This is a genomic window from Streptosporangium sp. NBC_01639, assembly GCF_045209755.1.
Classification (GTDB): Bacteria; Actinomycetota; Actinomycetes; order Streptosporangiales; family Streptosporangiaceae; genus Streptosporangium.
Map to the genome: position 1 here is coordinate 3,715,304 of NZ_CP109272.1, position 24,059 is coordinate 3,739,362.

Below are 24,059 nucleotides of genomic sequence, written 5' to 3' on the forward strand. Positions count from 1 at the left end.
CACCCCTCCCCTGAGACCTCGGGGCGTGACGGCACCCCTGACCTGCCGTCACGCCCCGAGCACCACCTCCGAGAGGCACCCCCCATGAAGAAATCCCTGGCGGCACTGGCCCTGCTGGCCCTGGTGGCCGTGCCGGTACCGGTCGCTCAGGCCGCCGCGGCGCCGCAGTTCAGCTACGGCGAGGCGCTGCAGAAGTCCCTGTGGTTCTACGAGGCCCAGCAGTCGGGGAAGCTGCCGAGCTGGAACCGCGTCGGCTGGCGCGGCGACTCCGGCCTCGACGACGGCAAGGACGTCGGGCTCGACCTGACCGGCGGCTGGTACGACGCGGGTGACCACGTCAAGTTCGGCCTGCCGATGGCGGCCAGCGCGACGATGCTGGCCTGGGGTGCGGTGGAGTACCGCGACGCCTACACCTCGTCGGGGCAGCTCCCCCATCTGCTGAACAACCTCAAGTTCGTCAACGACTACTTCATCAGGGCCCACCCGTCGCCGAACGTGCTCTACGGGCAGGTCGGCAACGGCGGCAAGGACCACGCCTGGTGGGGTCCGGCCGAGGCGATGCAGATGGAGCGGCCCGCCTACAAGATCGACGCCTCCTGCGGCGGGTCGGACCTGGCCGGAGAGACCGCGGCGGCGATGGCCGCCTCGTCGATCGTCTTCCGCCCGACGGATCCGTCCTACGCCGACACCCTGGTGACGCACGCGAAGCAGCTCTACGCCTTCGCCGACACGGTGCGGAAGAAGTACAGCGACTGCATCTCCGACGCCCAGGGCTACTACAACTCCTGGAGCGGCTACAACGACGAGCTGGTCTGGGGCGCGATCTGGCTGAACCGCGCCACCCAGGACGCCTCCTACCTGGCCAAGGCCGAGGCCGGCTACGACAACCTCGGCACCGAGCCGCAGTCGTCGACCAAGTCCTACAAGTGGACGATCGCCTGGGACGACAAGTCCTACGGCGCCTACGTGCTGCTGCACAAGTTGACCGGCAAGCAGCGCTACCTCGACGACGCCAACCGCTGGCTCGACTACTGGTCGGTCGGGGTCGACGGACAGCGGGTGAAGTACTCACCGGGCGGCCAGGCCGTACTGGACCGATGGGGGTCGCTGCGCTACGCCGCCAACACCTCGTTCGCGGCGCTGGTCCACGCCGACTCGATCACCGATGCGACGCGCAAGACGCGATATCACGACTTCGCGGTCAGGCAGATCAACTACGCGCTCGGTGACAACCCCCGCAAGTCCTCCTACATGATCGGTTTCGGCGCCAACCCACCCAAGAACCCGCACCACCGCACCGCGCACGGTTCCTGGACCGACCAGATGACCAATCCGGTCGAGACCCGCCACACCCTGTACGGCGCGCTCGTCGGCGGTCCGCCCGACCCCGACGACGCCTACACCGACAAGCGTGACGACTACGTGATGAACGAGGTCGCCACCGACTACAACGCGGGCTTCACCGGCGCGCTCGCCCGCCTCTACAAGGAGTACGGCGGAGCCCCGGCGGCGAACTTCCCCGCTCCGGAGACCCCCGACGGCCCGGAGATCTTCGTGGAGGCCGGGGTGAACGCCTCGGGCTCGACGTTCACCGAGATCAAGGCGATCGTCCGGAACCAGTCCGGCTGGCCCGCGCGCACCCTGACCAACGGCTCGTTCCGCTACTACTTCACCCTTGACGGCGCCACCACCGCGAGCCAGATCACGGTCTCGTCCGCCTACAACCAGTGCAAGCCCCCCACCGGACCGACCCTGCTGTCCGGAAAGACCTACTACGTCACCGTCGACTGCTCGGGTACGTCCATCGCCCCCGCGGGCCAGTCACAGCACCGGCGCGAGGTCCAGTTCCGGATCGCCAGCTCGGGCACCTGGGACCCGTCCAACGACTGGTCGTACGACGGCGTCGCCACCACCCCCGGCGCGACTCCGGTCCGCGTCTCGAACATGACCCTCTACGCGGGCACCGCGAAGATCTGGGGCAACCCCCCGGGTGACGAGCCGCCGCCGGTGGAGGACGAGGTCGCGCCGAGCCGGCCCGGCAAGCCCGCCGTCTCCGCGATCACCGGGACCACCGCCAGGCTGACCTGGACCGCCGCCACCGACAACGTCGGCGTCACCGGCTACGACGTCTACCGGGGCAGCACGAAGGCCGGGACCGCCACCACGACGAGCTACGACCTCACCGGCCTCACCCCCACCACCGCCTACACCGTCCACGTGGTGGCCAGGGACGCCGCCGGCAACTCCTCGGCGGACTCCGAGAGCACCCCCTTCACCACCACGACGCCCCCGGCCGGCGGCTGCACCGCCACCTACAAGATCACCAATTCCTGGCAGGGCGCCTTCCAGGGGGATGTGACCGTCAAGAACGAGGGCGGCTCGGCCGTCAACGGCTGGACGGTGACCTGGAAGTTCCCGAACGGCCAGACCGTCACCCAGCTCTGGAACGGCACGCACACCCAGACGGGAGCGGACGTGTCGGTCAGGAACGTCGGGTGGAACGGCAACCTCGCCCCCGGCGCCTCGGCGGCCTTCGGGTTCAGCGCGAGCCAGAACGGCACCAACGGCGTCCCCACCCCGGTGACCTGCACCGCGAGCTGACCCGCCAGTGATCTTCCCCCAGAACCCCGGCCGGGTGCGACGACCCCTCCACCCGGCCGGCCCCTCCCCCCCAACCGAGGTAGCTCATGAGAACACGATTCGCGATGCTCGTCGCGCTCTTCCTGTCGTTCTTCATCTCGATGCCCGCCGCCCACGCCGCCACCGGCCTGCACGTGAGCGGCACGAAGATCGTTGAAGCGAACGGCACGCCGTTCGTCATGCGCGGCACCAGCCACGCACACACCTGGTACGCGTCCCAGACCGCCTCCTTCGCCGGCATCAAGTCCCTCGGCGCGAACACGGTGCGGGTGGTGCTGAGCGGCGGCCGGTGGACCGCCAACGGCGCCGCCGACGTGGCGAACGTCGTCTCGCTGTGCAAGCAGAACAAGCTCATCTGCGTGCTGGAGAACCACGACACCACCGGGTACGGCGAGCAGAGCGGCGCCTACACCCTCGACCAGGCCGTCGACTACTGGATCAGTGTGAAGAGCGCGATCGTCGGCCAGGAGGACTACGTCGTCCTCAACATCGGCAACGAGCCCTTCGGCAACAACGCGACCACCCCCGGCTGGACCCAGGCCACCTCGTCGGCGATCTCCCGGCTGCGCAGCAACGGCTTCCAGCACCTGATCATGGTGGACGCGCCCAACTGGGGCCAGGACTGGGGCTTCACCATGCGCGACAACGCGGCGACAGTCTTCGCCGCCGACCCGCAGCGCAACACCGTCTTCTCCGTCCACATGTACGGGGTGTTCGACACGGCCGCCGAGGTCACCGGCTACATGCAGAGCTTCCAGAGCGCCGGGCTGCCCCTGGTGGTCGGCGAGTTCGGCTTCAACCACTCCGACGGCAACCCGGACGAGGACACGATCATGGCCCAGGCGCAGGCCCGGGGCCTCGGCTACCTCGGCTGGTCCTGGAGCGGCAACGGCGGCGGCGTCGAATACCTCGACCAGGTGACCAATTTCGACGTCTCCAGCCTGACCAGCTGGGGCCAGCGGCTCTTCAACGGTGCGAACGGCATCGCCCAGACCTCCGTGCAGGCCACGATCTACGGCGGGGGCGGCACTCCTGACACCGAGGCTCCGACGGCTCCGGGCAAGCCCACCGTCTCCGACATCACCGGCGGCGGCGCCAAACTCACCTGGACCGCCGCCACCGACAACCGGGCCGTCACCGGCTACGACGTCTACGCCGGCACGAGCAAGCTGGCCTCCGCCACCACCAACTCCGTCACCCTGACCGGCCTGAACCCCGCGACCGCCTACACCGTCCACGTGGTGGCCAGGGACGCCGCCGCAAACACCTCCCCCGCCTCCGCCACCACCACCTTCACCACCACCACCGCCCCACCCAACGGCTGCACCTCCACCTACAAAACCACCAACTCCTGGCAAGGCGGCTTCCAAGGCGAAGTCACCGTCAAATGCACCACCGCCGTCACCACCTGGAAGAGCGTGCTGACCTACCCCGCCGGCGTGAACATCACCCAAGCCTGGAACGCCACCCACACCGCCACCGGCACCGTCTTCACCTTCACCAACGCCGCCTGGAACGGCACCATCCCCGCAGGCGGCACCGCCACCTACGGCTTCATCGGCTCCTGGAACGGCACCGGCACCCCACCCACCCCCACCCTCTCCTGACCCGGTAGCCAAGGGGTACGGCCCGCGGCCGTACCCCTTAGCCCGGTCGGTCTTTGAAAGTTTCGGCTAACAGCAACAAGTTTCCATGACCTCGTAGAGAGGACTCCCATGTCCAGACTCCGCAGCGCGATCTCGATCGGGGCGCTCGCCGTCCTCCCGATCATCGCGACCGTTCTTCCGGTCACCCCGGCCCACGCCTCGGAGCCTTTGCGCGCCCACGCTGCGGCGCACGGCAAGTTCATCGGCACCGCGCTCGCCACCTCTCCGCTGGCAGGCGAGGCGTCCTACCGCACCATCGCGGGCACCGAATTCAGCCAGGTAACCCCGGAGAACGCGCTGAAATGGGATGCCACCGAACCGAGCCAGAACCAGTTCAACTGGTCCGGAGCGGATGCGATCGTCAACTTCGCCACGCAGAACAACCAGCAGGTCCACGGACACACGCTGGTGTGGCACAGCCAGACGCCGAGCTGGGTGCAGAACCTCGGGGCCGACGCCATGCGCTCGGCGATGCGCAACCACATCGCGCAGGTCGTCGGCCGCTACGCCGCCAACCCGACCGTCGTGTCCTGGGACGTCGTGAACGAGGTCTTCGACGACAACGGCAACATGCGTGACTCGTTCTGGCGCCAGAAGCTGGGGGACGACTACATCGCCGACGCCTTCCGGGCCGCGCGGACGGCCGACCCCGACGCCAGGCTCTGCATCAACGACTACAACGTCGAGGGCGTCAACGCCAAGAGCACCGCGATGTACAACCTGGTGAAGACGCTGCGCTCGCAGGGCGTGCCGGTCGACTGCGTCGGCTTCCAGGGCCACCTGGCCATCCAGTACGGCTTCCCGGGCCAGGTCCAGCAGAACCTGCAGCGCTTCGCCGACCTCGGCGTCCAGGTCAGGTTCACCGAGATCGACATCCGGATGACCATGCCCCGCGACGCGACCAAGGACGCCCAGCAGGCCGGCTACTACACCAACGTCGTCAACGCCTGTCTCGCGGTGAGCCAGTGCGCCGGCATCACGATCTGGGGCTTCACCGACAAGTACTCCTGGGTCCCGGACACCTTCTCAGGTCAGGGTGCGGCTCTGCCGTACGACGAGAACTACGGCCGGAAGCCCGCCTACACCGCGATCCACGACGCGCTGGCCGGCGGCAGCACCACTCCTGACACCGAGGCTCCGACGGCTCCGGGCAAACCCACCGTCTCCGACATCACCGGCAGCGGCGCCAAACTCACCTGGACCGCCGCCACCGACAACCGGGCCGTCACCGGCTACGACGTCTACGCCGGCACCACCAAACTCGGCTCCGCCACCACCAACACCCTCACCCTCACCGGCCTGAACCCCGCGACCGCCTACACCGTCCACGTGGTGGCCAGGGACGCCGCCGCAAACACCTCCCCCGCCTCCGCCACCACCACCTTCACCACCACCACCGCCCCACCCAACGGCTGCACCTCCACCTACAAAACCACCAACTCCTGGCAAGGCGGCTTCCAAGGCGAAGTCACCGTCAAATGCACCACCGCCGTCACCACCTGGAAGAGCGTGCTGACCTACCCCGCCGGCGTGAACATCACCCAAGCCTGGAACGCCACCCACACCGCCACCGGCACCGTCTTCACCTTCACCAACGCCGCCTGGAACGGCACCATCCCCGCAGGCGGCACCGCCACCTACGGCTTCATCGGCTCATGGAACGGCACCGGCACCCCACCCACCCCCACCCTCTCCTGAGGCCTGTTCGACAGGTCCTCTCCGCGCCGGGGGACCCGTCGAACACACCCGGCCGCATCGCGGCGGAGGCCGCCGGCGTGCGCACCGCGCCGGCGGCCGCTTCGCCTCAGCCGCTGCGGCGGTCCGGTCCCGGTCTGCCCGGCGCCGGTCCGATCCCGTGCTCGCGGAGTGCCGTGACCAGCCATCGCGCGACCTGCCCGTGCCCGGCGAGCGTGGGATGGACGCCGTCGGGCAGGATCGTCTCCCGGCGCCAGTGCTCACCGAGCGGGTCCAGGAAGGTCGCCCCCTCGGTGTCGGCGGCGACCGCCACGGCGTCCCTGACGCCGTAGGCCCACCGGGGAGGCTTGGCCATCCAGAGGGGGCCGATCACGATGATCCTGGTGTGCGGCCAGGTGGTGCGGGCGAGTTCGAGCAGCCGCCGGGCGGCCTTGTTCACCTTGCCGAAGCCGGTACGGCGGTCGTTGTGCCCGCCGGAGACGATCAGCAGGTCGGGGGCGGGCCGCCAGGAGAGCTCCTCGGTGAAGGACTCCTGAAAGGTCCGCTTCGCCGGACCGGGGTTGACGAAACCCGTCCCCGCCGCCCCCGCGGTGACGAGCTGCCAGCCCAGCTCGCGGGCGGCCTTCGAGGCGTAGGTGTCCCACCGCTCGACCGGGCCCGACCCCACGGTGAAACTGTCTCCGATGATCATGACCAGCGGAGCCGGACTCCGGCGGACCGTCATGGGGTCACTGGTCGGCGCGGGCCCACCGCCCTGCGCGCTACATCCTGATATAAGGCAACAAATCGCCATAACAGCGGCGGCCATACCTGCTCGGGGTCGTCCAGGCACAGGCCCGCGCATGCCACCTCGGGAGGCTCTCGGCTGCCGACATGGGTACCGATCCCGTCGGACGCGGTGCCCGGCGGGATCATCGTGAACAGGTGGGCATTCTACCCAGCCGGGAGCGCCGGAGTCGGCACTTACATACCCGAACCGGGTCGCTCTCCTCGTGATCCGCACCGGAGAGGGCGAGGCCCCCGGCCGCCGGTGGCGGGCCCGGTTCCCAGCCCGCGCCGGTGCCCGGGACCGGCCTCAGCTGACCTGCGAGGCGGAGACGGCCCAGGTGTTGCAGTAGCCGACCTTGGCGTACTTCCAGCCCTGCTGGAGCCATCCGGCGTAGTGGTCGCCGGTGCCGTGGTCACGGGCGCCCCCGCCGCCCTGGTCGTCGCCGCGGCTGTACTCCATCTGCAGCGCCTGGTTCCAGCGGGCGCCGGTGACGCCGAGCGAGGTCTGGACGGTGCGGGCGAAGACTCCCGCCATGCACTGAGCCTGGAGTTCGTTGCGGCGGGAGTACGCGTTCTGAGCGATCTTGGACCGGTCTGCGACCTCCCACCACCAGGCTCCGCCGATCCCCGCCATCGTCTGCACGTGATGGCCGTACTCATGGGCGAGCACGGTCAGGTACGGAACGTGGTTGGCGGCCGGGTCGGTCCGGCCGGTCTGCTCGACGAGATGGGTCAGGCCGATGTACATGCCCCGGTTGGACGGGCAGTAGTAGGCGGCGAACCGGGGGTTGGGGTAGGTGCCGCAGGGCCCCCGGCCCGGACGGGACCAGTAGACCCGGCGCGGCTGCAGGAAGACCGCTCCGGCCTGGGAGAACTTCCCCGACCAGGCCCGGTCCAGGCAGTCGGTGACGGCGGTGAGATAGGCCAGCATGGCGGCGGGCCTGGTCGAGGGCCGGGGGGCGCGGCAGGCGGTGGGGCGCATGGTGCCGGTGCCGTACAGCGGGTTGCGCTTCAGTCTGGCTGCGGTGTCGGAGCGTCGCATGGCCCGGAGGTCGACGAGCATCTTCTGCCGGGCGGCCGGCGTGATCTCGGTCTCGCCCATCGAGTCGAGCTTCAGGGTGGGCGGCGGCCCGAATCTCGGCGGAGTGACCTCCGCGTCCTCGGCCGGTGGGAGTTCGGTATTTCTGGTCGCTACGGGCCCGGCGCCCGGGGTGGCCGGAACCTCCACCCCGTCGTCCCCCGCCAGACCGGCGATCACCACGACCGCGGCGAAGGTCATGGCCAGGACACCGAAGACCCCGAAGGCCAGAGGGCTCGATCCGCGTGGGCGCATGTTTCCGCCTTCTTCAGAGTGAAGATCTCCGGGCGGCAATCTAGCGGATATTGACCTAATTAGGTTTACTGACCGAAAAATAGGGACGAAGGGTGGCAGTCAGCGGCGGGTGGTTCTCGATAGGCTCCCGAGCCATGGCGGGATCTGTTTTACACCGAGCGGCCGGGAGCGTTGCCGCGGTTGCCGCACTCACACTGGCCCTGAGCGCCTCTCCGGCCCTCGCAGCCGGTACGGCGGCCATGTCGGCCACCCAGGCGGGCAGGGTGACCGACGACACGGTCACTCTCGAACTACGGCAGGACGGCGTACTGCACGTCACCGAGAGCGTGACCTTCGAAGGCAGCGCGCCGACCCGGAAACTGGTCGACCGCACCCGCTACGACGACGGCAGCGACCGTCTCTACCAGGTCGTCAACCTCAAGGGGGACGCGACGCTGCAGGGTGACTCAATCACGCTGAAGGGCTCGGGCGCCGCCAAGCTGGAGTATGACGTCAAGGGCGCGGTGACCCCGCTGGCCGACGCCCAGGAGCTGCGCTGGTACGCCGTGGGGGCCTGGTCCGTCCCGGTCACCCAGGCCAAGGTCACGGTGGCCGGTCCGGGTCAGCTGCAGAACCTGTCCTGCTTCGCGGGTGTGCTGACCTCCGCGATCGGCTGCACCACCGCGTCACCGGACCACACCGGGACCACCGCGGAGTTCGAGCAGCAGGAACTGGGCCCGGGCGAGGTGCTCACGGTGGTCATCGGCTACCCGCCGGGCGCCACCAAGGGCGGCCCGATCCTGGAGCGCCGTTTCGAGCTGTCCAACGCCTTCGCCCTGAACGCCGTCACCGGCGGCGCGCTGGCCGGTCTGCTGGTCCTGATGCTCGGCGGCCTCGGCCTGGTCTACTGGACGCGCGGCCGCGACGCCCGGGTGGTCGGCCACGAGTCCGGTTCGCTCAGCGCGGTCGAGAACGGCCACTTCGCCCCACCGGACGGGGTGCGTCCCGGTCAGATCGGCACGCTCATGGACGAGCAGGCCGACGTGGTCGACGTGACCGCCACGATCGTGGACCTGGCCGTCCGGGGCTTCATCCGGATCGACGAGCAGCCCCGGCAGGCCTACGACTCACCCGACTGGACCCTGGTCCGGCTGGCCGACGCCCCGGTCGGCTCGCTGCTGACCTACGAGCGCGCCCTCTACGACGCCATCTTCGACGGCCGCGACGCGGTCCTGCTCTCCCACCTCCAGGGTTCGTTCGCGGCCAACCTCGGCAAGGTCCGCGACGCGCTCTACCGTGACGTGGTCACCCAGGGCTGGTTCGCCCGCCGCCCCGACACCGTGCGCACCCGCTGGACGACCGTCGGCGTCGTGCTCACCGTGGCCGGGGTCCTCGGCACCGTCGCGCTGGCCTGGTTCACCACGTACGGCCTGCTCGGCCTGGCCCTGATCATCGCGGGCGCCGCCATGGCCGTCGGCGGTCAGTACATGCCGGCCAAGACCGCCAAGGGCGCGGGAGCCCTCGCCCACACCCTCGGCTTCCGGGAGTATCTGGCCTCCGGTGACGTCGGCGGGAACATCCCCCCGGCCCAGCGGGTGGAACTCTTCTCCCGCTACCTGCCCTACGCCGTGATCTTCGACAGCGTCGAGCGCTGGGCCCGCGTGGTCTCCTCGGTCAACGGCAACGGCCAGCAGGCCGACAACCTGTACTGGTACCACGGTCCGGCCGAATGGGACCTGTCCAAGTTCGCCGACTCGATGCGAACCTTCACCATGACGACCTCGGGCGCCATCTCCTCCACCCGCCAGTTCCGCTCTCTCTGAGAGTTCTGAAGAGCGCTGGAGCGCGCCCGGAAGGCCTCGGCGCGCTCCGGACAGGGCCGGGAAGAGGAAGCCGGCACCACCTTCGATCGCCAGCCGTGCTCGCATCCGGCATCCGGCGGCTCCGCATTAGACCTCTGCTGGATAATCCGCCACGGATCTAATTGCTACCCTGGGTGATATGACTGCCATGGCATCCTCGCGCACCCAACCGGACCTGTCGTTCCTGCTGGACCACACCAGCCATGTCCTGAGATCCAGGATGTCGGCGGCACTCGCCGAGATCGGGCTCACGGCACGCATGCACTGCGTGCTGGTCCACGCCCTGGAGGAGGAACGCACCCAGATCCAGCTCGCCGAGATCGGCGACATGGACAAGACCACGATGGTGGTGACGGTCGACGCCCTGGAGAAGGCCGGACTCGCCGAGCGCCGCCCCTCCAGCACCGACCGGCGGGCCCGGATCATCTCGGTCACCGAGGAGGGTGCCCGGGTCGCCAGGCAGAGCCAGGAGATCGTGGACCGCGTACACCGGGAGGCGCTGGCAGCGCTCCCCGACGATGAGCGCGAAACTCTCCTCCGGGCGATGAACCGCCTGGTCACCGGCTATCTGGCCACCCCCGCCGAGAACCCGCAGCCGATCCGGCGGGCGCGCCAGCGGGCAAGTTAGGTCCGCAAGGGATCGTCTACTAAAAAACTATCTGCTATGGTTTCTCCTGTTGTCCTTCGACAGGAGTAACCCACATGTCCTCCACCTCCGCACCCCGATCGCCCTGGCTCGCCCTCACCGTGCTCTGCGCCGGAATGCTGATGATCATCCTGGACGGCAGCATCGTCACCGTGGCGCTGCCGGCCATCCAGCAGGATCTGCACTTCTCCCCCTCCGGCCTGACCTGGATCGTCAACGCCTACATGATCACGTTGGGCGGCCTGCTGCTGCTGGCCGGGCGGCTCGGCGACCTGGTCGGACGTAAGCGCCTGTTCATCGCCGGTCTCGTCGTCTTCACCGTCGCCTCGCTGCTCTGCGGGATGGCGGGCAGCCCCGAGATGCTGATCGCGGCCCGATTCCTGCAAGGCGTCGGAGGAGCGATGACCTCGGCGGTCAGCCTCGGCATGATCGTCACGCTGTTCACCGAGCCGCGTGAGCGCGCCAAGGCGATCGGAGTGTTCGCCTTCACCGGTTCCGCCGGTGCCTCGATCGGCCAGGTCCTCGGCGGCGCGCTCACCGACGCGCTCAGCTGGCACTGGGTGTTCCTCATCAACCTGCCGATCGGCGTGGCCGCGGTACTGCTGGCCGTACCCGTCCTGAAGGGCGACCGCGGACTCGGGCTCGGCAAGGGCGCCGACGCCCTCGGTGCCGTCCTGGTCACCGGCGGGGTGATGCTCGGTGTCTACGCCATCGTCCAGACCGAGCAGTACGGCTGGACCTCGGGACGCACCCTCGGCCTCGCCGCCCTCGCCCTCGCCCTGATCGTCGGGTTCGTCGTCCGCCAGGCCACCGCGGCGCGCCCGCTGCTGCCGCTGCGCGTGTTCCGCTCCCGCAACGTCTGGGGAGCCAACCTGATCCAGATGCTGATGCTGGCCGCCATGTTCAGCTTCCAGATCCTCATCGCCCTCTACATGCAGAACGTGCTCGCGTACGGGGCGTCCGCGACCGGTCTGGCGATGCTCCCCGCCGCCCTTGCCATCGGCGCGCTCTCACTCGGGTTCTCGGCGCGCCTCATCTCCCGCTTCGGCGAGCGGACGATCCTGCTGACCGGCCTGGTGCTGCTGCTGGCGGCACGCCTGCTGCTGATCCGCGTGCCGGTGGACGGCGCGTACGCCGTGGACCTGTTGCCGGTGATGCTGCTGTCCGGCGGGTTCGGCCTGGCGATGCCCGCGCTCACCGCGCTGGGCATGTCGGGTGCCCGGCCGGCGGACGCCGGGGCCGCCTCCGGCCTGTTCAACACCACCCAGCAGATCGGCGCGGCCCTCGGGGTGGCGGCCCTGTCCACCCTGGCGGCCTCCCGCACGGAGCACCTGGCGGCTGAGGGGCAGCGCATGGCGTCCGCGCTGACCGACGGCTTCCAGCTGGCGTTCAGCGTCGGCGCCGTGCTGCTGACCGCCGCGATCGTCCTCACCGTAGTGGTGCTCAGGAAGCCCACGGCCGAGACCGGGGCCGCGGAGACGACGGCACCGCCCGCCGAGGCAGCCGCAGTCTCGGTCGCCTGACCCTCCTTCGGACAGACGATGGCGGACCGGCGGATGGTGATCCGCCGCAGGGTGACCCGGCTGGACGGCCCTGGACATCCCGTCCGCCGGGTGGCTCCGATCCCCGTCCGGACCGCCTCAGGCGGCCTCGTCCTCGCGCAGGCGGACCTCGCCGACGGGCCGGCCGCCGCCGAGCAGCACACCGGTCGCCAGCTCGTCGAGCTCCGCGGCCTCCGCAGGCTCCGCGGCCGCCAGGCCGAGGGCGCGCAGGGCCGCGACGGTGACCGGGACCCGGGCCCGCTGGCCGCCGTCCTCGATCTTGACGGTGCCGGCGCGGCCGTCGGCGAAGGCGAAGGCGTCGAACGCCTCGGCACCCGCCTTGACCATCAGACCGGGGACCGCGCGCATCAACCGCGCCTCAGGACGGGTCGTGCCGGACGTCCACTCCGGGTGGGCGCGGAAGGCGTCGGCGATGCGGCGCTCCGGAGTACCGGGTTCGGCCAGGACCAGTGAGCGGAACGCCCGGGTGACGCCCACCATCGACACGAAGAACAGCGGGGCGCCGCAGCCGTCCACCCCCGTGGCGGCGACGCGCTCACCGGTCAGCTCCTCGACCGTGTGGCGGATGGTCCGCTGCAGCGGGTGCGCCGGGTCGAGGTAGGTCTCCAGCGGCCAGTCGTTGGCCGCGCAGGTGGCGAGCATCGCCGCGTGCTTCCCCGAGCAGTTCATGTAGATCCTGGCCCGGCCGCCGCCCGAGCGCAGCACCTCCTCACGGGAGGCGACATGCTCGGGCAGGTCCTCGGGACAGCGCAGGGCGCCCTCGTCCAGCCCCGCGCCGGAAAGGATCCGCCGGGCCCCCTCGACATGGAACGGCTCCCCCGCGTGGCTGGCACCCGACAGCGCGAGGAGCTCCCCTTCCAGGGCGAGCCCGGAGCGCACCATGCCGAGCGCCTGCAGCGGCTTCATCGACGAGCGGGGCGAGACCAGGGCGTCCACGGCGCCGTGCACCCGCACCGGGGAGCCGTCGGCACCGACGGCCAGCATCCGCGCCCGATGGGTGGATTCCACGAACCCCGAACGGACGACCTCAACAACCAATGACTCAGCAGACACCTTTGTCTCCTTTCGCCAGGATTCTAGGGAGGCCGGGGATCGCGAGATGATGGGGGGCATGCGTGCGGTTGTTCAGCGGGTGAGTTCCGCTTCGGTGACGGTGGACGGTGCAACGGTCGGGGCGATCGACGAGCCCGGACTTCTGGTGCTGGTCGGGGTGACCCACACCGACACCCCGGCGGAGGCGGGCAGGCTCGCCGCCAAACTCTGGGGCCTGCGGATCCTGTCCGGCGAGAAGTCCTGCTCGGACGTCGGCGCACCCCTGCTCGTGGTCAGCCAGTTCACCCTGTACGGCGACGCCCGTAAGGGCCGCCGCCCCACCTGGCAGGCGGCGGCGCCCGGACCGGTGGCCGAACCGCTGGTGGAGGCCGTGTGCGCCGAGCTGCGCGCGCTGGGCGCGCACGTGGAGACCGGGGTGTTCGGCGCCGACATGAAGGTCGGGCTGACCAACGACGGCCCGATCACCCTGATCGTGGAAGTCTGACCCGGACAGGGCAGGTCCGCGTCCCCAGGACGGGATGAGCGCGGCCCTCAAGCCGTCTGGGCGGGCGGAGGTCAGGACGCCGCGGTACGGCGCAGCGTCCGGCCGGGCCGGCGTCCGGTGGTCTCACCGTCCTGGAGCACGAGTTCGCCGGCCACGAGCACGTGCCGTACTCCCGTCGCGTACTGCCATGGCTCGGCGAAGGTCGCCAGGTCGGTGACCGCCTCCGGATCGAAGATCGCCAGATCCGCGATCCGCCCGGCGGCCACGGTGCCGCGATCCGGCAGCGCCAGGCGGGAGGCGGGCAGGGACGTCATCTTCCGCACGGCGTCGACGAGCTGGATGACGTTGCGTTCGCGCACGTAGCGGCCCAGCACGCGGGCGAACGTGCCGAAGCTCCGGGGATGCGGATGGCCCTCCCCGGGGGCGTGCAGCACCCAGCCGTCGCTGGCCACGGCGCTGATGCGGTGACGCAGCACGGTGTCCACATCCGCCTCCGCCATCGCGTGGTTGACGATCATCACTTCGCCGTTGTGCGCCGCCAGGACGTCGAGTACGGCGGCCGCCGGCTCCACCCCCCGGTCCCGGGCGATGTCCGCGACGCTGTCGCCGATGCGGTCGGCGTACGGGCCGGGCGAGAGCATCGCGATGACGACCCCCTCGGGAAGGAACGTGCGCCCGACCGCCGACCGCACCTCCGCCAGGATGCGTTCCCGGCTGTCCGGGTCCGCGAGCCGGTCGAGCAGGGCGGCGGGTCCTCCGTCCATCGCCCAGTCGGGCAGCCGCGAGGTCAGCCTGGTCGACGACGCGGTGTAGGGATAGACGTCGCAGGCCACGTCGAGCCCCTCGGCCACCGCGGCGTCGATCAGGTCGAGCGCGTCGGCGACCTTGCCGTGGTTGGCCGGCCCCATGGCCTTCAGGTGGGAGATCTGCAGCCGTACCCCGGCGGCGCGCGCGACGGTCAGGGCTTCCTCGACGGCCTCGATGACGCGGTCGCCCTCGTCGCGCATGTGGGTCGTGTACAGCAGACCGTGCCGGGCGGCCTCGGTGGCCAGGGCGGTGACCTCGGCCGTGTCGGCGAACGATCCGGGCGCGTAGATCAGGCCGGTGGACATGCCGAACACACCCTGTGCGGCGGCCGAGGCCAGGAGCCCGCACATCAGCGCCAGTTCGCCGGGGTCCGCCGCCCGGCGGTCCTGGCCCAGTACCGCGGCGCGCAGTGCGCCGTGACCGATCAGCGGCGCGACGTTGAGAGCGGGGCGCGCGGCGTCCACGGCGGCGGCGAAGCCGTCGAGATCATCCCACTGCGTCTCCCGGCCGGCGTACAGCGGACTGGCGTTCTCTCCGGCGTCGGGGAAAGGTGACATCCCGCAGTTTCCGGTGACCACGGTGGTGACGCCCTGACGCAGGCACGCCTCGGCGTCCGGCGCGTCCAGCACGCTGAAATCCGCGTGCGAGTGCAGGTCGACGAAGCCGGGGGCGACGGTCAGCCCGGAGGCGTCGATGACGTGGCGGGCGGCGGCCCCCGGCACGTGGTCGCCGACACGGACGATGCGGCCCGAACGCACGCCGACGTCTGCTCGGCGGGGCGCTGCGCCGGTGCCGTCGATCAGCGACCCACCTGTGATCAGGACGTCGTAGGGGGCGTTCGGGTTCGGCATTGCTCTCTCCTTTGAAGTGTCGGGTTCCGGCGGGCGCCCGGTGTCACAGCAGCAGCGCGAGCAGCACCGTGTAAAGGGCGCATGCCGGCACCAGGAGCGCCCATCCCGCTCCCAGCAGGTACGGCAGGCGGGTGGCCCGGGCCACCCCCATGGCGCCGACCATGTTCGCGTTGGGGAGCGGACCGTATGTGTCCGCCTTGGAGGCCCAGAGCAGGATGATCACCCATGCCGCCGGGCCGATGCCGAGGCCGGTGCCCAGCGGGCCGAACACCTCGCCGATCAGGACCACCTGGGCCGCGGTCGCACCGGGCACGCCGACCCAGCCGAGCGCGGCGATCGCGAGTGCGAAGGGCAGCGGTGACATCTCGCGCAGGCCCGGACCGAAGGTGTCCAGAACCACGTCGTACGGATGGAGAAGCTCGATGAACCCGAAGAGGGCGGCGAGCATCCAGAACAGCAGCAGCGTGGGCAGCATGCGACGGCCACCGGTGACGACGGCCCGCAGGGCGTGTCGGAGCGAGAGGCGGGCGGCCACCGCGGTGACGACCGCCATCAGGGGCAGGGCGATGAGCGGGAAGGTCGTACCCGCCTTGGTCCAGGTAGCGTAGACGACGGTTCCGATGAGGGTGATCAGGAAGGCGTAGGTGGCCCGGCGGGTTCCGGCCGCCGTCCGCCCGTTCGGCTCCTGTTCGGCGGCCTCGTCGGGACCGTAGAAGTCGTCCCGGGCGGCGCTGAGGCGCTGCACCCGCGGCACGACCACGGCGGCGAGCAGCAGAGACAGCAGGGCCAGCGGGCCGGCGCCGACCATGAGGTAGGTGAGGTAGTCGGTGTCGGCAACCTTCATGATGGCGACGTTGGAGCCCGCGAAGGGCGCCAGTGCCAGCCCCGCGCAGCCGCCCAGGAACATGGTCACCGCGGTGGCCGACCGGGTGAAGCCCGCGCGGGCGGCCACCGGGATGAGCAGCGGTGCAGCGATCGCCAGGGCTCCGGCGAGGGTGCCGAGGCTGGTGACCAGGACCAGGCAGGCGATCATCATGGCGTACATGAGCGCCGTGTGGCCGCGGCCTCCGGCGACCCGCAGAATCCCGCGCACCATGGCGTCGGCCACCCCGGTGACGCGCAGGATCTCGCCGACCGCCGAACCGAGCACGATGATCAGGCCGATGATCGTGACAGGGTCGCTGACGGACGCGCCGAGGACACCGGCGGCGTCCGCCACCGGGGGAAGGGCCACGAGCACGGCGCTGACGAGCGAGACCGCGGTGACCGCCACCAGGTCCGTGCCGGTCAGTGAGAGCACGGCGTACAGGGCGACCGGCAGGAGGCCCCACACGGTGGGGCCGTCCGTGACGATGCCCACGACGAGGCTGAGGACGAGGGCGACCGCCGCGGGGACGACTCGCCGGGCGATCGTGGCAGGCCCCTTCTCCGGAGCCTTCACCGGGGCCGGCCCGGTGTCGGCCGGCCTCATCGCAGATCCTTCAGGAGGATCGGGGATTCGTCACGCGGGCTCCGGTCGTCGTGGAGTTCGCGCAGCGAGTCGGCGTACGCCAGCCCGCTCGCCGCCGCGATGTCGTCGAGCGACTCGGCCTGCCGTACCGGCGCCAGCCGTACGGCGCCGCCCTGCGAGATCGTGAAGCCGTGGACGGCCGGTCGCGGCAGGCTGTTGTAGGACCAGGGCGTGGAGAAGTAGTACGCCCCGGTGTCGTACAGCACGACGATGTCGCCCTCCCGCAGTTCCGGAAGCTCCCGGGCGTGCGCCACCACGTCGCCGGCGAAACAGCACGGTCCCGCGATGTCCTGTGCCAGCCGGGGACCGTCCTTGGGCCTGCCGCCGGCGTCGAACGTTCCGACCCGCAGCGGCCAGGAGTCCGGCATGAGGACGGTCCGGGTGGCGACCTGCGCACCCGCGTGAGTGATGGCGATGCGGCGGCTGCCCGCGTCCTTGGTGTACTCCACCAGCGCGCCGATGAAGCCGTTCTTGGCCAGCAGGGACCGCCCGAACTCCGTGACCAGCGCGTATCGGCCGTCGAAGAGGCCGGGGACGGCGGCTCGCAATGCCGTCACATACGCGGCGAAGGTCGGCCGGACGCCGTCGTCGGCGAAGTTGACGGGAAGCCCGCCTCCGATGTCGAGGCTCGTGATCCGCCGGGTCCCCAGTGCGCTGTTGACGTCCTCGGCGAGCCGGTACGTCTCCGCGATGCCCGCCGCGATGAGCTCCAGCGGGCAGCCCTGGGAGCCGACATGAGCGTGCAGTCGGGTCAGCCAGGGGCGCTCGGCGAAGGCTCGCACGATGTCCTCGCGCACCCCGGGGTCGCGTAGCGCCACACCGAACTTGGAGGTGGCGGTGGCGGTGCTCATCGCGCCGATGGAGCCGGTGCCGACCTGCGGGTTGACGCGGAGCCCGATGACGGAGGCCGAGTCCTCCGGCCGCAGCTCGTCGATCCGGCGCAACTCGGCGAAGCTGTCGGCGTTGAGCGCCACACCGAGGACGAGGGCCTGCCGGATCTCCTCACGCGTCTTGGCGGGGGAGTCGAAGACGATCTGCGAGGGCGCGAATCCGGCGTCAAGGGCGATCCGGAGCTCGCCGGGACTCGCCACCTCGCATCCCATGCCGCAGTCGGCGAGCAGCCGCAGAACGGGTATCAGGGAGGCGGCCTTGGCGGCGAAGGTGTGGAGCACCTGCGGCGTTCCGGCGAAGGCGCCCTGCAGGGCCGCGACCGACTCGCGTACGCCGTCGGCGTCGACGAAACCGGCGACGGGCTGGGACTCCCCCAGGAGCCCGGCGTGAACGGCGTGGCGGACCACGTCGGCGACCCGGTCGGCGGGCGGCCGGGCCTGGTCGGGGGGAACCGTGGCACTGCTGGGGATCACGTCCGAGTCTCCTGACATCATCACGCCACGTATCCATATAAAGATGGACAGAAGCAATTTCGGAACCGACTAGGACGAGATTCAGCCACAGCACCCCTCTGCGTCTTTGTCCCAGGCTCCAAAGCGGGCGGTGACCTTTGTCCGCGCATTCAAGGTCGCGTGGTCAGAACCGCCCGACGAGGCGCACGGCCAAGGTGATGATCAACCGCGTGTCGGGGTCGTCGAGATCGACGCCGAACCGTTCCCGGGCACGGCGCAGCCGGTACCGCAGGGTGTTCGGATGCAGTACGAGCCGCCGGGCCGCCCGGCCGATGTCCCCCGAGGCGTCGAGGTAGGCGGAGATCGAGCGGACCAGGTCGCCGCCCGCTGCGAGATCGGTGTGGATGAGCTCGTGCACCGGTCCACAGCCCTTCTCCCACACCGGGCGCACCACGTCCAGGACCCGCAGGACGTCCAGCGTCAGCCCGGCCTCGGCGACCCCGCCGTGCCGTACCCGCTGCGGGTTCCGGCCGGCCGCCTCACGGTCGCGCAGGACGCGTACGACCAGCGTGGCCTCCTCCCGCGAAACGGCCGCCAGCAGCGGGGAGGGGACAACGGACCCCGCACCGGCCCAGACCGTGCCGCCCCCCGGCATCGACGCGGCCAGGACGTCCAGCTCACGAGCCAGGCCGAGCGCCTCGCGGTCGTTGCCGCCGTCCACGGGCAGCAGCGCCAGCACCCGGTCGCTCTCCCGCAGCACGCGGACCGTGCGGCGGTAGGAGGCGGCCTGCATGGCGAGCACGTCCAGGGTGCGATCGGCGAGCGCGTCGTACGGGCCGTCGTGCTCGGCGACCACCACGGCGCACGACGCCTCCGATGAGAGTCCGAGAGACCACGCGTGCACGCTCCGGTCGCCATGCCCGCCCAGCAGACCGCGCAGCGCGTGCTCCTCACGGCGTACGGCGCAGCTCTCGCGCAGCCGGTGCTGGACCAGGTACGGCACGGCGACCTCGGCGGCGCGGCTCAGGGCTTTCGCCGCGTTCGCGGTCAGGCTGCGGCCGTCCGCCGCGACCCAGATGGACCCGAGCATCTCACGACCGCTCCTGATGGCGACGATCAGCCGTTCCGGAATGCCGCCGTCCGCGGGACGGTGAATGACATCGTCAGAGGTCCACAGGGCACGGAGCAGGCCGCTACGTCGCAGTTCCTCGACGCGCCAGTCGGGAACCCGGCCACCGAGGATGGTGGATCGGCGCAGCTCGTCCGCCTCGGGGCCGGTGGCGGAATGCGCGAGCACCCGGAACTGGGTGTCCTCGATGGTGATCGAGCCGCCGGTGAATTCGGCGACGACCGAGGCCAGGGCGGCAAGGCCGCCACCCGCCGTGGCGTCGGCCATGCGATCGCCGCGGCCGGCTTCGGTGTAGGCCGCCGCCGACCGCAGCAGAGTCGCGACATCGTCCCAGTCGGTCCAGTCGGCGCGGGCAAGCAGCGCGATGCCGGCCTCTCTGGCGGCGGCGATCGCGTCGGCCGGAAACGCGTCGTCAACCCGCACGATCACCGCGGTGGCACCCCGCCGGGCCGCTTCGCGGATCGAGGCCGTGGCGGCCCCGCCGGAGTGGAACGGTCCTGCCGCCAGAACGATCCGGCCTTCGTGGGGATGAGCAGGCCCCTCATCACCGATGATCATTCCCTCGACGTTGACGTCCCGGCCCGCGGGCGCCAGTAACAGCTGCAGAATGCCGCCCTCGTCGAAAGCGAGGAGCTGACGAAGAGTGACCCCCTTTGTCATGTTTTGAGTGGTGTGTTCTCTCATGCGGCCGAGCATACGCTCGGAATTCCTCCCCGCCGGAGCGTCGGCGTGCCGGACCCACTGCTATGCGGGCTCGGTGTGCCGGCCCCGACGGCATCTACCCGGCCGCCCGGGTCAAGGACGGCGGCTCCGCCTGGTACGAGTACACCGGCATGAGCGGGAGCGGTTACCAGAAGCGATTCGACGAGCTGAAGGCCAAGGGCTTCCTGCCCTCGAAGCTCGATGTGGAGGGCACCTACGTGGCCGTCCGGACGAAGCGCTGATCTTCACCGGAGGTTGATCCGACCCGTGCCTCCCACCGGGTGGGAGACACGGGCGGTGCGATCTCAGCGGATGCGGCGGCGCAGGGCCGGGTCGATGGCGACGTTGCGCCCGGCGTCCGGCGGCACGATGACCTCCTGGGTCGCCGCCACCCCGCCGGCCTGCAGCGTGGCGTCCACCGGCACGGTCCGTTTGACCACGGCCAACGCGACCGGGCCGAGCTCGTGGTGCCGGGCGGAGCTGCCGACGGAGCCGACCTCCACGTCGTCGAGGATCACCGGGGCACCGTGTCCGGGCAGCGTGTCGACGCTGCCGTCCAGGTGCAGGAAGACCAGGCGGCGCGGGGGGTGGCCGAGGTTGTGCACCCGCGCCACGGTCTCCTGGCCCTTGTAGCAGCCCTTGCTCAGGTGGAGGGCCGGGCCGATCCAGCCCACCTCGTGCGGGATCGTCTTGTGATCGGTCTCGAAGCCCAGCCGGGGGCGGTGGCCCTCGATCCGCAGCGCCTCGTAGGCCCAGAGCCCGGCGAGCCGCAGTCCGCCGAGCCGGTCGGCCAGCAGCTCGCGCGGGAGCAGCACGTCGTCTCCGACGAGGACCGCTCCCGGGACCGGGGTGAGCCGTGCGGCGTCGGCCACGGAGACCACCGCGTAGCCGTCCGTCAGGTCGGTGACCTCCACCCGGAGCATGAACCGCATCTTGTCCAGGAACACGACCAGTTCGGGCGACGTGCCCGGCTCCACGTGCGCCCAGACGGCCTCGCCGTCGTCGACGAGCGCGAGGTGGTGCTCGACCCTGCCCTGGGCGTCCAGGAACAGCGTCTGGGTGGCCTGGCCGGGTTTCAGGTCGTCGAGCTTCTGTGAGCTCAGGCTGTTGAGCCAGCTCAGCCGGTCGGGTCCGGAGATCCGGACGACTCCGCGGTTGCTCCGGTCGACCATCGCCTCACCGGCGAGGAACGCACGCTGCTCGGCGAACGGGTCACCGTAGTGTCCGGCGACGTCGGCGTCAGGGGTCCCGGCCGCGACCGCGCCGGGAGTGTCCAGCAGAGGGCTTCGCATGTACCCCAGCCTACGAGGCCTCAGCGGCAGTTACGGCACCGCCCGAAGACCGTCAGATGGTGCACGTCGACGGCGAATCCGAGCTCCTGGTCGAGCTTGGCCGCGAAGTCGCCCACCAGCTCCGGGCGGACCTCGGCGATCTCTCCGCACTGGTGGCAGACCACGTGCACGTGGTCCGCGTCGGCCGCCAGGTGATAGGTGGGGGCGCCGTGCCCGAGGTGGGTGTGGGTGACCATGCCGAGCTCTTCGAGCAGTTCGAGGGTCCGGTAGACGGTCGAGATGTTCACCCCGCGGGCGGTCTCCCGCACCCGGGCGCAGATCTCCTCGGGAGTGGCATGCTCCGCGGCCTTGACCGCCTCAAGCACCAGCTGGCGTTGCGGGGTGACCCGGTAACCGCGCGCCCGCAGTTGCTCATGCCACGACGTCTCGGTCATGCCCAGAGTCTAGGAGCATTGCGGCGTGACGGGGCTCACGCGCGCGAAACCCCGGTCCGCCGGATGAGGGCGTCGGAGCCGGCTTCCGACCCTACGGTCAGACGGAGACCCTCCCGAAGGATTCTTCGGACAGGACGAGGTCGAGGAAGCCGGGGAAGCGGGTATCGAGGTCGTCCCGCCGGAGGGTGATGTAGAGCTTGCGTCCGGACGGACGCTGCCAGATGACGCCGCTCTCGCGCAGCACCCGCCAGTGGTGGGTGAGGGTCGACTTCGGGACGCCGGGCACGATCACACCGCAGAACATCTCCTCACCATGGGCGAGCGTCCGGACGATCGCAGCCCGGACCGGGTGACCGAGCGCGGCGAGAACCTCTTCCAGCCGGAACTGCTCGGGCGACGGGTGAAGCACAGCCATAGGGCGATTGTACGGAAAAAGCGAACTTGACGCCGCGACCGTAACTGTACGAGGATCCCGAACAGTCAAACTGTTCGCGTTTACCGAACAATCCGAAGGAAGTCATGTCGTCCCTCTCCCCGTCACGGAGCCGGCACCTCGGCTGGACCCTGGCCCTGCTGGCCTTCGCCCAGCTGATCACCTCGCTCGACTTCAACATCGTCTTCGTCGCCCTTCCCCGGATCGGTGAGGGCCTGGGCTGGCTGACCGGCGAAGCCCTGCACGGCGAGGTCGCGGACGGCCTTCGGATCGCGGTCTTCGCCGCCGCCGCGGGCATCCTGCTGAGCGCCCTCATCGCCCTGACCTTCAAGCGACGCCAGACCGAGACCGAGACCGAGACCGAGACCGAGACCGAGAAAGTCCACGCCGATGCCTGATGAGACCTTTCGTGTCGCGGAGGTCGACACCTCCGTGGCCGGCGCCGCCATGGTCGACGTCGTCGTGGTCGGCGGTGGCCCGGTGGGCATGCTGCTCGCCGCCGAACTCGCCCTTCAAGGCACCCCTCCCGTGGTTCTCGAACGGCTCCCCACACCATCCGGAGAGTCCAAGGCCGGAACCTTGCACGCCAGGACCGCCCAGACCCTGAACCGCCGCGGTCTGCTCGACGCGGTGGGAAGATCCTCATACGGGAGCGTACGGTTCCACTTCTCCGGCATGTTCGAGCTGGACCTCGGTACGGTGGCCGGGGAGGGTCCCACCCTCGTCGGCAGCCCGCAGGCCCGGGCGGAGCAGATTTTCGCCGACCGCGCCACGGAACTGGGTGCGGAGATCCGGCGCGGGCACGAGGTCGCGGGCCTCGCCCAGGACGCCGATCGCGTCACACTGACCGTGCACGGCCCGGCGGGGCCGTACGAGCTGACCGCCCGTTACGTGGTCGGCACGGACGGAGCCCGCAGCGCGGTCCGCAGGCTGGCCGGCATCCCGTTCACCGGCACGAAGGCCGGCGTCGCGGCGCTGATGGGCGAGGTCCGGCTGCTCGACCCCTTGCCGGGAGGGTGGCACCGAACTTCGCGCGGCTGGCTCATGATCTGGGGAGGGTACGGCCACAGCAGGATCGGCACCTACGACTTCCGCGGCCCGCACCCCGACAGGGAGGCGCCGGTGACCATGGAGGAGCTGCGCTCGACGGCCGAGCACATCGCCGGGCGCCCGATCCGGATGGCCGAACCCCGCACGCTGACCCGATACGGTGACGCGGCACTCCAGGCCGAGACGTATCGCCTGGGGCGCGTGCTCGTCGCCGGGGACGCCGCCCACGTGCATTTCCCCTGGGGAGGGCAGGGCCTCAACACCGGTCTGGAGGACGCGGCGAACCTGGGCTGGAAGCTCGCCGCCCACGTGCGCGGATGGGCTCCGGACGGGTTGCTCGACAGCTACCACGACGAGCGGTATCCGGTGGCGGCGCGGGTCCTGTGGAACGTCCGCGCGCAGACCGCCCTGGCCGATCCCGATCCCCGGATCGACCCCCTGCGGGAACTGTTCGCCGACCTCATGGGACTCGATCAGGTCAACGACTACCTCGGCAGCATGATCAGCGGCACCGGCACGGCCTACGACGTCGGCCATCCCGGGGCCGGACGGCTTGTCCCGGACCTGGAGCTCACGACCGCGGGCGGCGTCGTCACCCTGGTGGAGCTGCTCCGCGCCGGCAGGCCGCTCTTCCTCGGTGACCGCGACGATCTCCTGGACGTCGTGGCGCGATGGGCCCATCGGGTGGACACCGTGGAAGTCTCATGCGAGCCGATCCTGGTCCGCCCCGACGGCTACGCGGCCTGGAGCGCCCCGGGCGACGCGTCCACACTCAGGACCGCGCTGTATCGCTGGTTCGGCGAGCCGGATCAGGTGACGGCGAACTGATGGGGTGTCCGC

The 24,059-nt window shown here is 70.5% G+C and carries 20 protein-coding genes; 10 read left to right on the plus strand and 10 right to left on the minus strand.

What is annotated here, in order from left to right:
- The first annotated feature begins 84 nt into the window (after positions 1–84).
- The 3 genes from OHA77_RS16650 to OHA77_RS16660 all read left to right on the plus strand — a co-directional run bounded on the left by OHA77_RS16650 (position 85) and on the right by OHA77_RS16660 (position 5,984).
- Entirely contained in the window at positions 85–2,601 is a 2,517-nt protein-coding gene (locus OHA77_RS16650; RefSeq protein ID WP_406318962.1) for a glycoside hydrolase family 9 protein, read from the plus strand.
- 86 nt (positions 2,602–2,687) lie between these two features.
- Positions 2,688–4,247 carry a cellulase family glycosylhydrolase gene (locus OHA77_RS16655; RefSeq protein WP_406318963.1) on the plus strand — a complete coding sequence of 520 codons (1,560 nt, stop codon included), beginning with the start codon at positions 2,688–2,690 and terminating at the stop codon, positions 4,245–4,247.
- A 108-nt stretch (positions 4,248–4,355) separates the two neighbouring features.
- On the plus strand, positions 4,356–5,984 hold the full coding sequence (locus tag OHA77_RS16660) for an endo-1,4-beta-xylanase (protein WP_406318964.1): 1,629 nt from the start codon (positions 4,356–4,358) through the stop codon (positions 5,982–5,984).
- Between the two features lie 106 nt (positions 5,985–6,090).
- Here OHA77_RS16660 and OHA77_RS16665 read toward each other — a convergent pair whose 3' ends face one another.
- Entirely contained in the window at positions 6,091–6,705 is a 615-nt protein-coding gene (locus tag OHA77_RS16665; protein ID WP_406318965.1) for an SGNH/GDSL hydrolase family protein, read from the minus strand.
- 351 nt (positions 6,706–7,056) lie between these two features.
- Positions 7,057–8,082, minus strand: a complete 1,026-nt coding sequence (locus OHA77_RS16670) for a neutral zinc metallopeptidase (protein WP_406318966.1) — start codon at positions 8,080–8,082, stop codon at positions 7,057–7,059.
- A 134-nt stretch (positions 8,083–8,216) separates the two neighbouring features.
- Here OHA77_RS16670 and OHA77_RS16675 point away from each other — a divergent pair, with 134 nt between their 5' ends.
- The 3 genes from OHA77_RS16675 to OHA77_RS16685 all read left to right on the plus strand — a co-directional run bounded on the left by OHA77_RS16675 (position 8,217) and on the right by OHA77_RS16685 (position 12,092).
- Positions 8,217–9,884, plus strand: coding sequence for a DUF2207 domain-containing protein (locus OHA77_RS16675; RefSeq protein ID WP_406318967.1), 1,668 nt, complete (start codon positions 8,217–8,219; stop codon positions 9,882–9,884).
- Positions 9,885–10,062: 178 nt separating this feature from the next.
- A complete protein-coding gene (locus OHA77_RS16680; protein ID WP_406318969.1) occupies positions 10,063–10,551 on the plus strand; it encodes a MarR family winged helix-turn-helix transcriptional regulator in 489 nt (162 codons plus the stop codon).
- Positions 10,552–10,625: 74 nt separating this feature from the next.
- Positions 10,626–12,092 (plus strand): MFS transporter, encoded by a 1,467-nt coding sequence (locus OHA77_RS16685; RefSeq protein ID WP_406318970.1) that lies wholly within the window; start codon positions 10,626–10,628, stop codon positions 12,090–12,092.
- 117 nt (positions 12,093–12,209) lie between these two features.
- Here the strand turns inward: OHA77_RS16685 and OHA77_RS16690 are convergent, their stop codons facing one another.
- Positions 12,210–13,184, minus strand: coding sequence for an asparaginase (locus OHA77_RS16690; protein WP_406318971.1), 975 nt, complete (start codon positions 13,182–13,184; stop codon positions 12,210–12,212).
- Positions 13,185–13,242: 58 nt separating this feature from the next.
- Here OHA77_RS16690 and dtd point away from each other — a divergent pair, with 58 nt between their 5' ends.
- Positions 13,243–13,668, plus strand: a complete 426-nt coding sequence (gene dtd, locus OHA77_RS16695) for a D-aminoacyl-tRNA deacylase (protein WP_326819727.1) — start codon at positions 13,243–13,245, stop codon at positions 13,666–13,668.
- A gap of 71 nt (positions 13,669–13,739) precedes the next feature.
- Here dtd and OHA77_RS16700 read toward each other — a convergent pair whose 3' ends face one another.
- From OHA77_RS16700 to OHA77_RS16715, 4 genes are all read right to left on the minus strand, one after another.
- Positions 13,740–15,326 carry an amidohydrolase family protein gene (locus OHA77_RS16700; RefSeq protein ID WP_406318972.1) on the minus strand — a complete coding sequence of 529 codons (1,587 nt, stop codon included), beginning with the start codon at positions 15,324–15,326 and terminating at the stop codon, positions 13,740–13,742.
- A 43-nt stretch (positions 15,327–15,369) separates the two neighbouring features.
- Entirely contained in the window at positions 15,370–16,797 is a 1,428-nt protein-coding gene (locus OHA77_RS16705) for a Na+/H+ antiporter NhaC family protein (protein WP_406318973.1), read from the minus strand.
- A complete protein-coding gene (locus OHA77_RS16710) occupies positions 16,794–18,200 on the minus strand; it encodes a diaminopimelate decarboxylase (protein ID WP_406318974.1) in 1,407 nt (468 codons plus the stop codon). Before OHA77_RS16710 ends, OHA77_RS16705 begins: the two co-directional genes overlap by 4 nt.
- Before the next feature lie 163 nt (positions 18,201–18,363).
- Positions 18,364–19,968 carry a PucR family transcriptional regulator gene (locus OHA77_RS16715; RefSeq protein ID WP_406318975.1) on the minus strand — a complete coding sequence of 535 codons (1,605 nt, stop codon included), beginning with the start codon at positions 19,966–19,968 and terminating at the stop codon, positions 18,364–18,366.
- 86 nt (positions 19,969–20,054) lie between these two features.
- Between OHA77_RS16715 and OHA77_RS16720 the strand changes: the two genes are divergently transcribed.
- A complete protein-coding gene (locus OHA77_RS16720; RefSeq protein ID WP_406318976.1) occupies positions 20,055–20,252 on the plus strand; it encodes a hypothetical protein in 198 nt (65 codons plus the stop codon).
- A 63-nt stretch (positions 20,253–20,315) separates the two neighbouring features.
- On the opposite strand, the gene OHA77_RS16725 is transcribed toward OHA77_RS16720, so the two are convergent.
- The 3 genes from OHA77_RS16725 to OHA77_RS16735 form a co-directional block, all read right to left on the minus strand.
- Positions 20,316–21,302 (minus strand): YgfZ/GcvT domain-containing protein, encoded by a 987-nt coding sequence (locus OHA77_RS16725; protein ID WP_406318977.1) that lies wholly within the window; start codon positions 21,300–21,302, stop codon positions 20,316–20,318.
- A 20-nt stretch (positions 21,303–21,322) separates the two neighbouring features.
- Complete coding sequence (locus tag OHA77_RS16730) at positions 21,323–21,736, minus strand: Fur family transcriptional regulator (protein WP_406318978.1); 414 nt, start codon at positions 21,734–21,736, stop codon at positions 21,323–21,325.
- A 97-nt stretch (positions 21,737–21,833) separates the two neighbouring features.
- Positions 21,834–22,151 carry an ArsR/SmtB family transcription factor gene (locus tag OHA77_RS16735; protein ID WP_406318979.1) on the minus strand — a complete coding sequence of 106 codons (318 nt, stop codon included), beginning with the start codon at positions 22,149–22,151 and terminating at the stop codon, positions 21,834–21,836.
- A gap of 104 nt (positions 22,152–22,255) precedes the next feature.
- Here OHA77_RS16735 and OHA77_RS16740 point away from each other — a divergent pair, with 104 nt between their 5' ends.
- Positions 22,256–22,567 carry a hypothetical protein gene (locus tag OHA77_RS16740; protein WP_406318980.1) on the plus strand — a complete coding sequence of 104 codons (312 nt, stop codon included), beginning with the start codon at positions 22,256–22,258 and terminating at the stop codon, positions 22,565–22,567.
- Entirely contained in the window at positions 22,560–24,047 is a 1,488-nt protein-coding gene (locus tag OHA77_RS16745) for an FAD-dependent monooxygenase (RefSeq protein WP_406318981.1), read from the plus strand. Before OHA77_RS16740 ends, OHA77_RS16745 begins: the two co-directional genes overlap by 8 nt.
- The last annotated feature ends 12 nt before the right edge of the window (positions 24,048–24,059 follow it).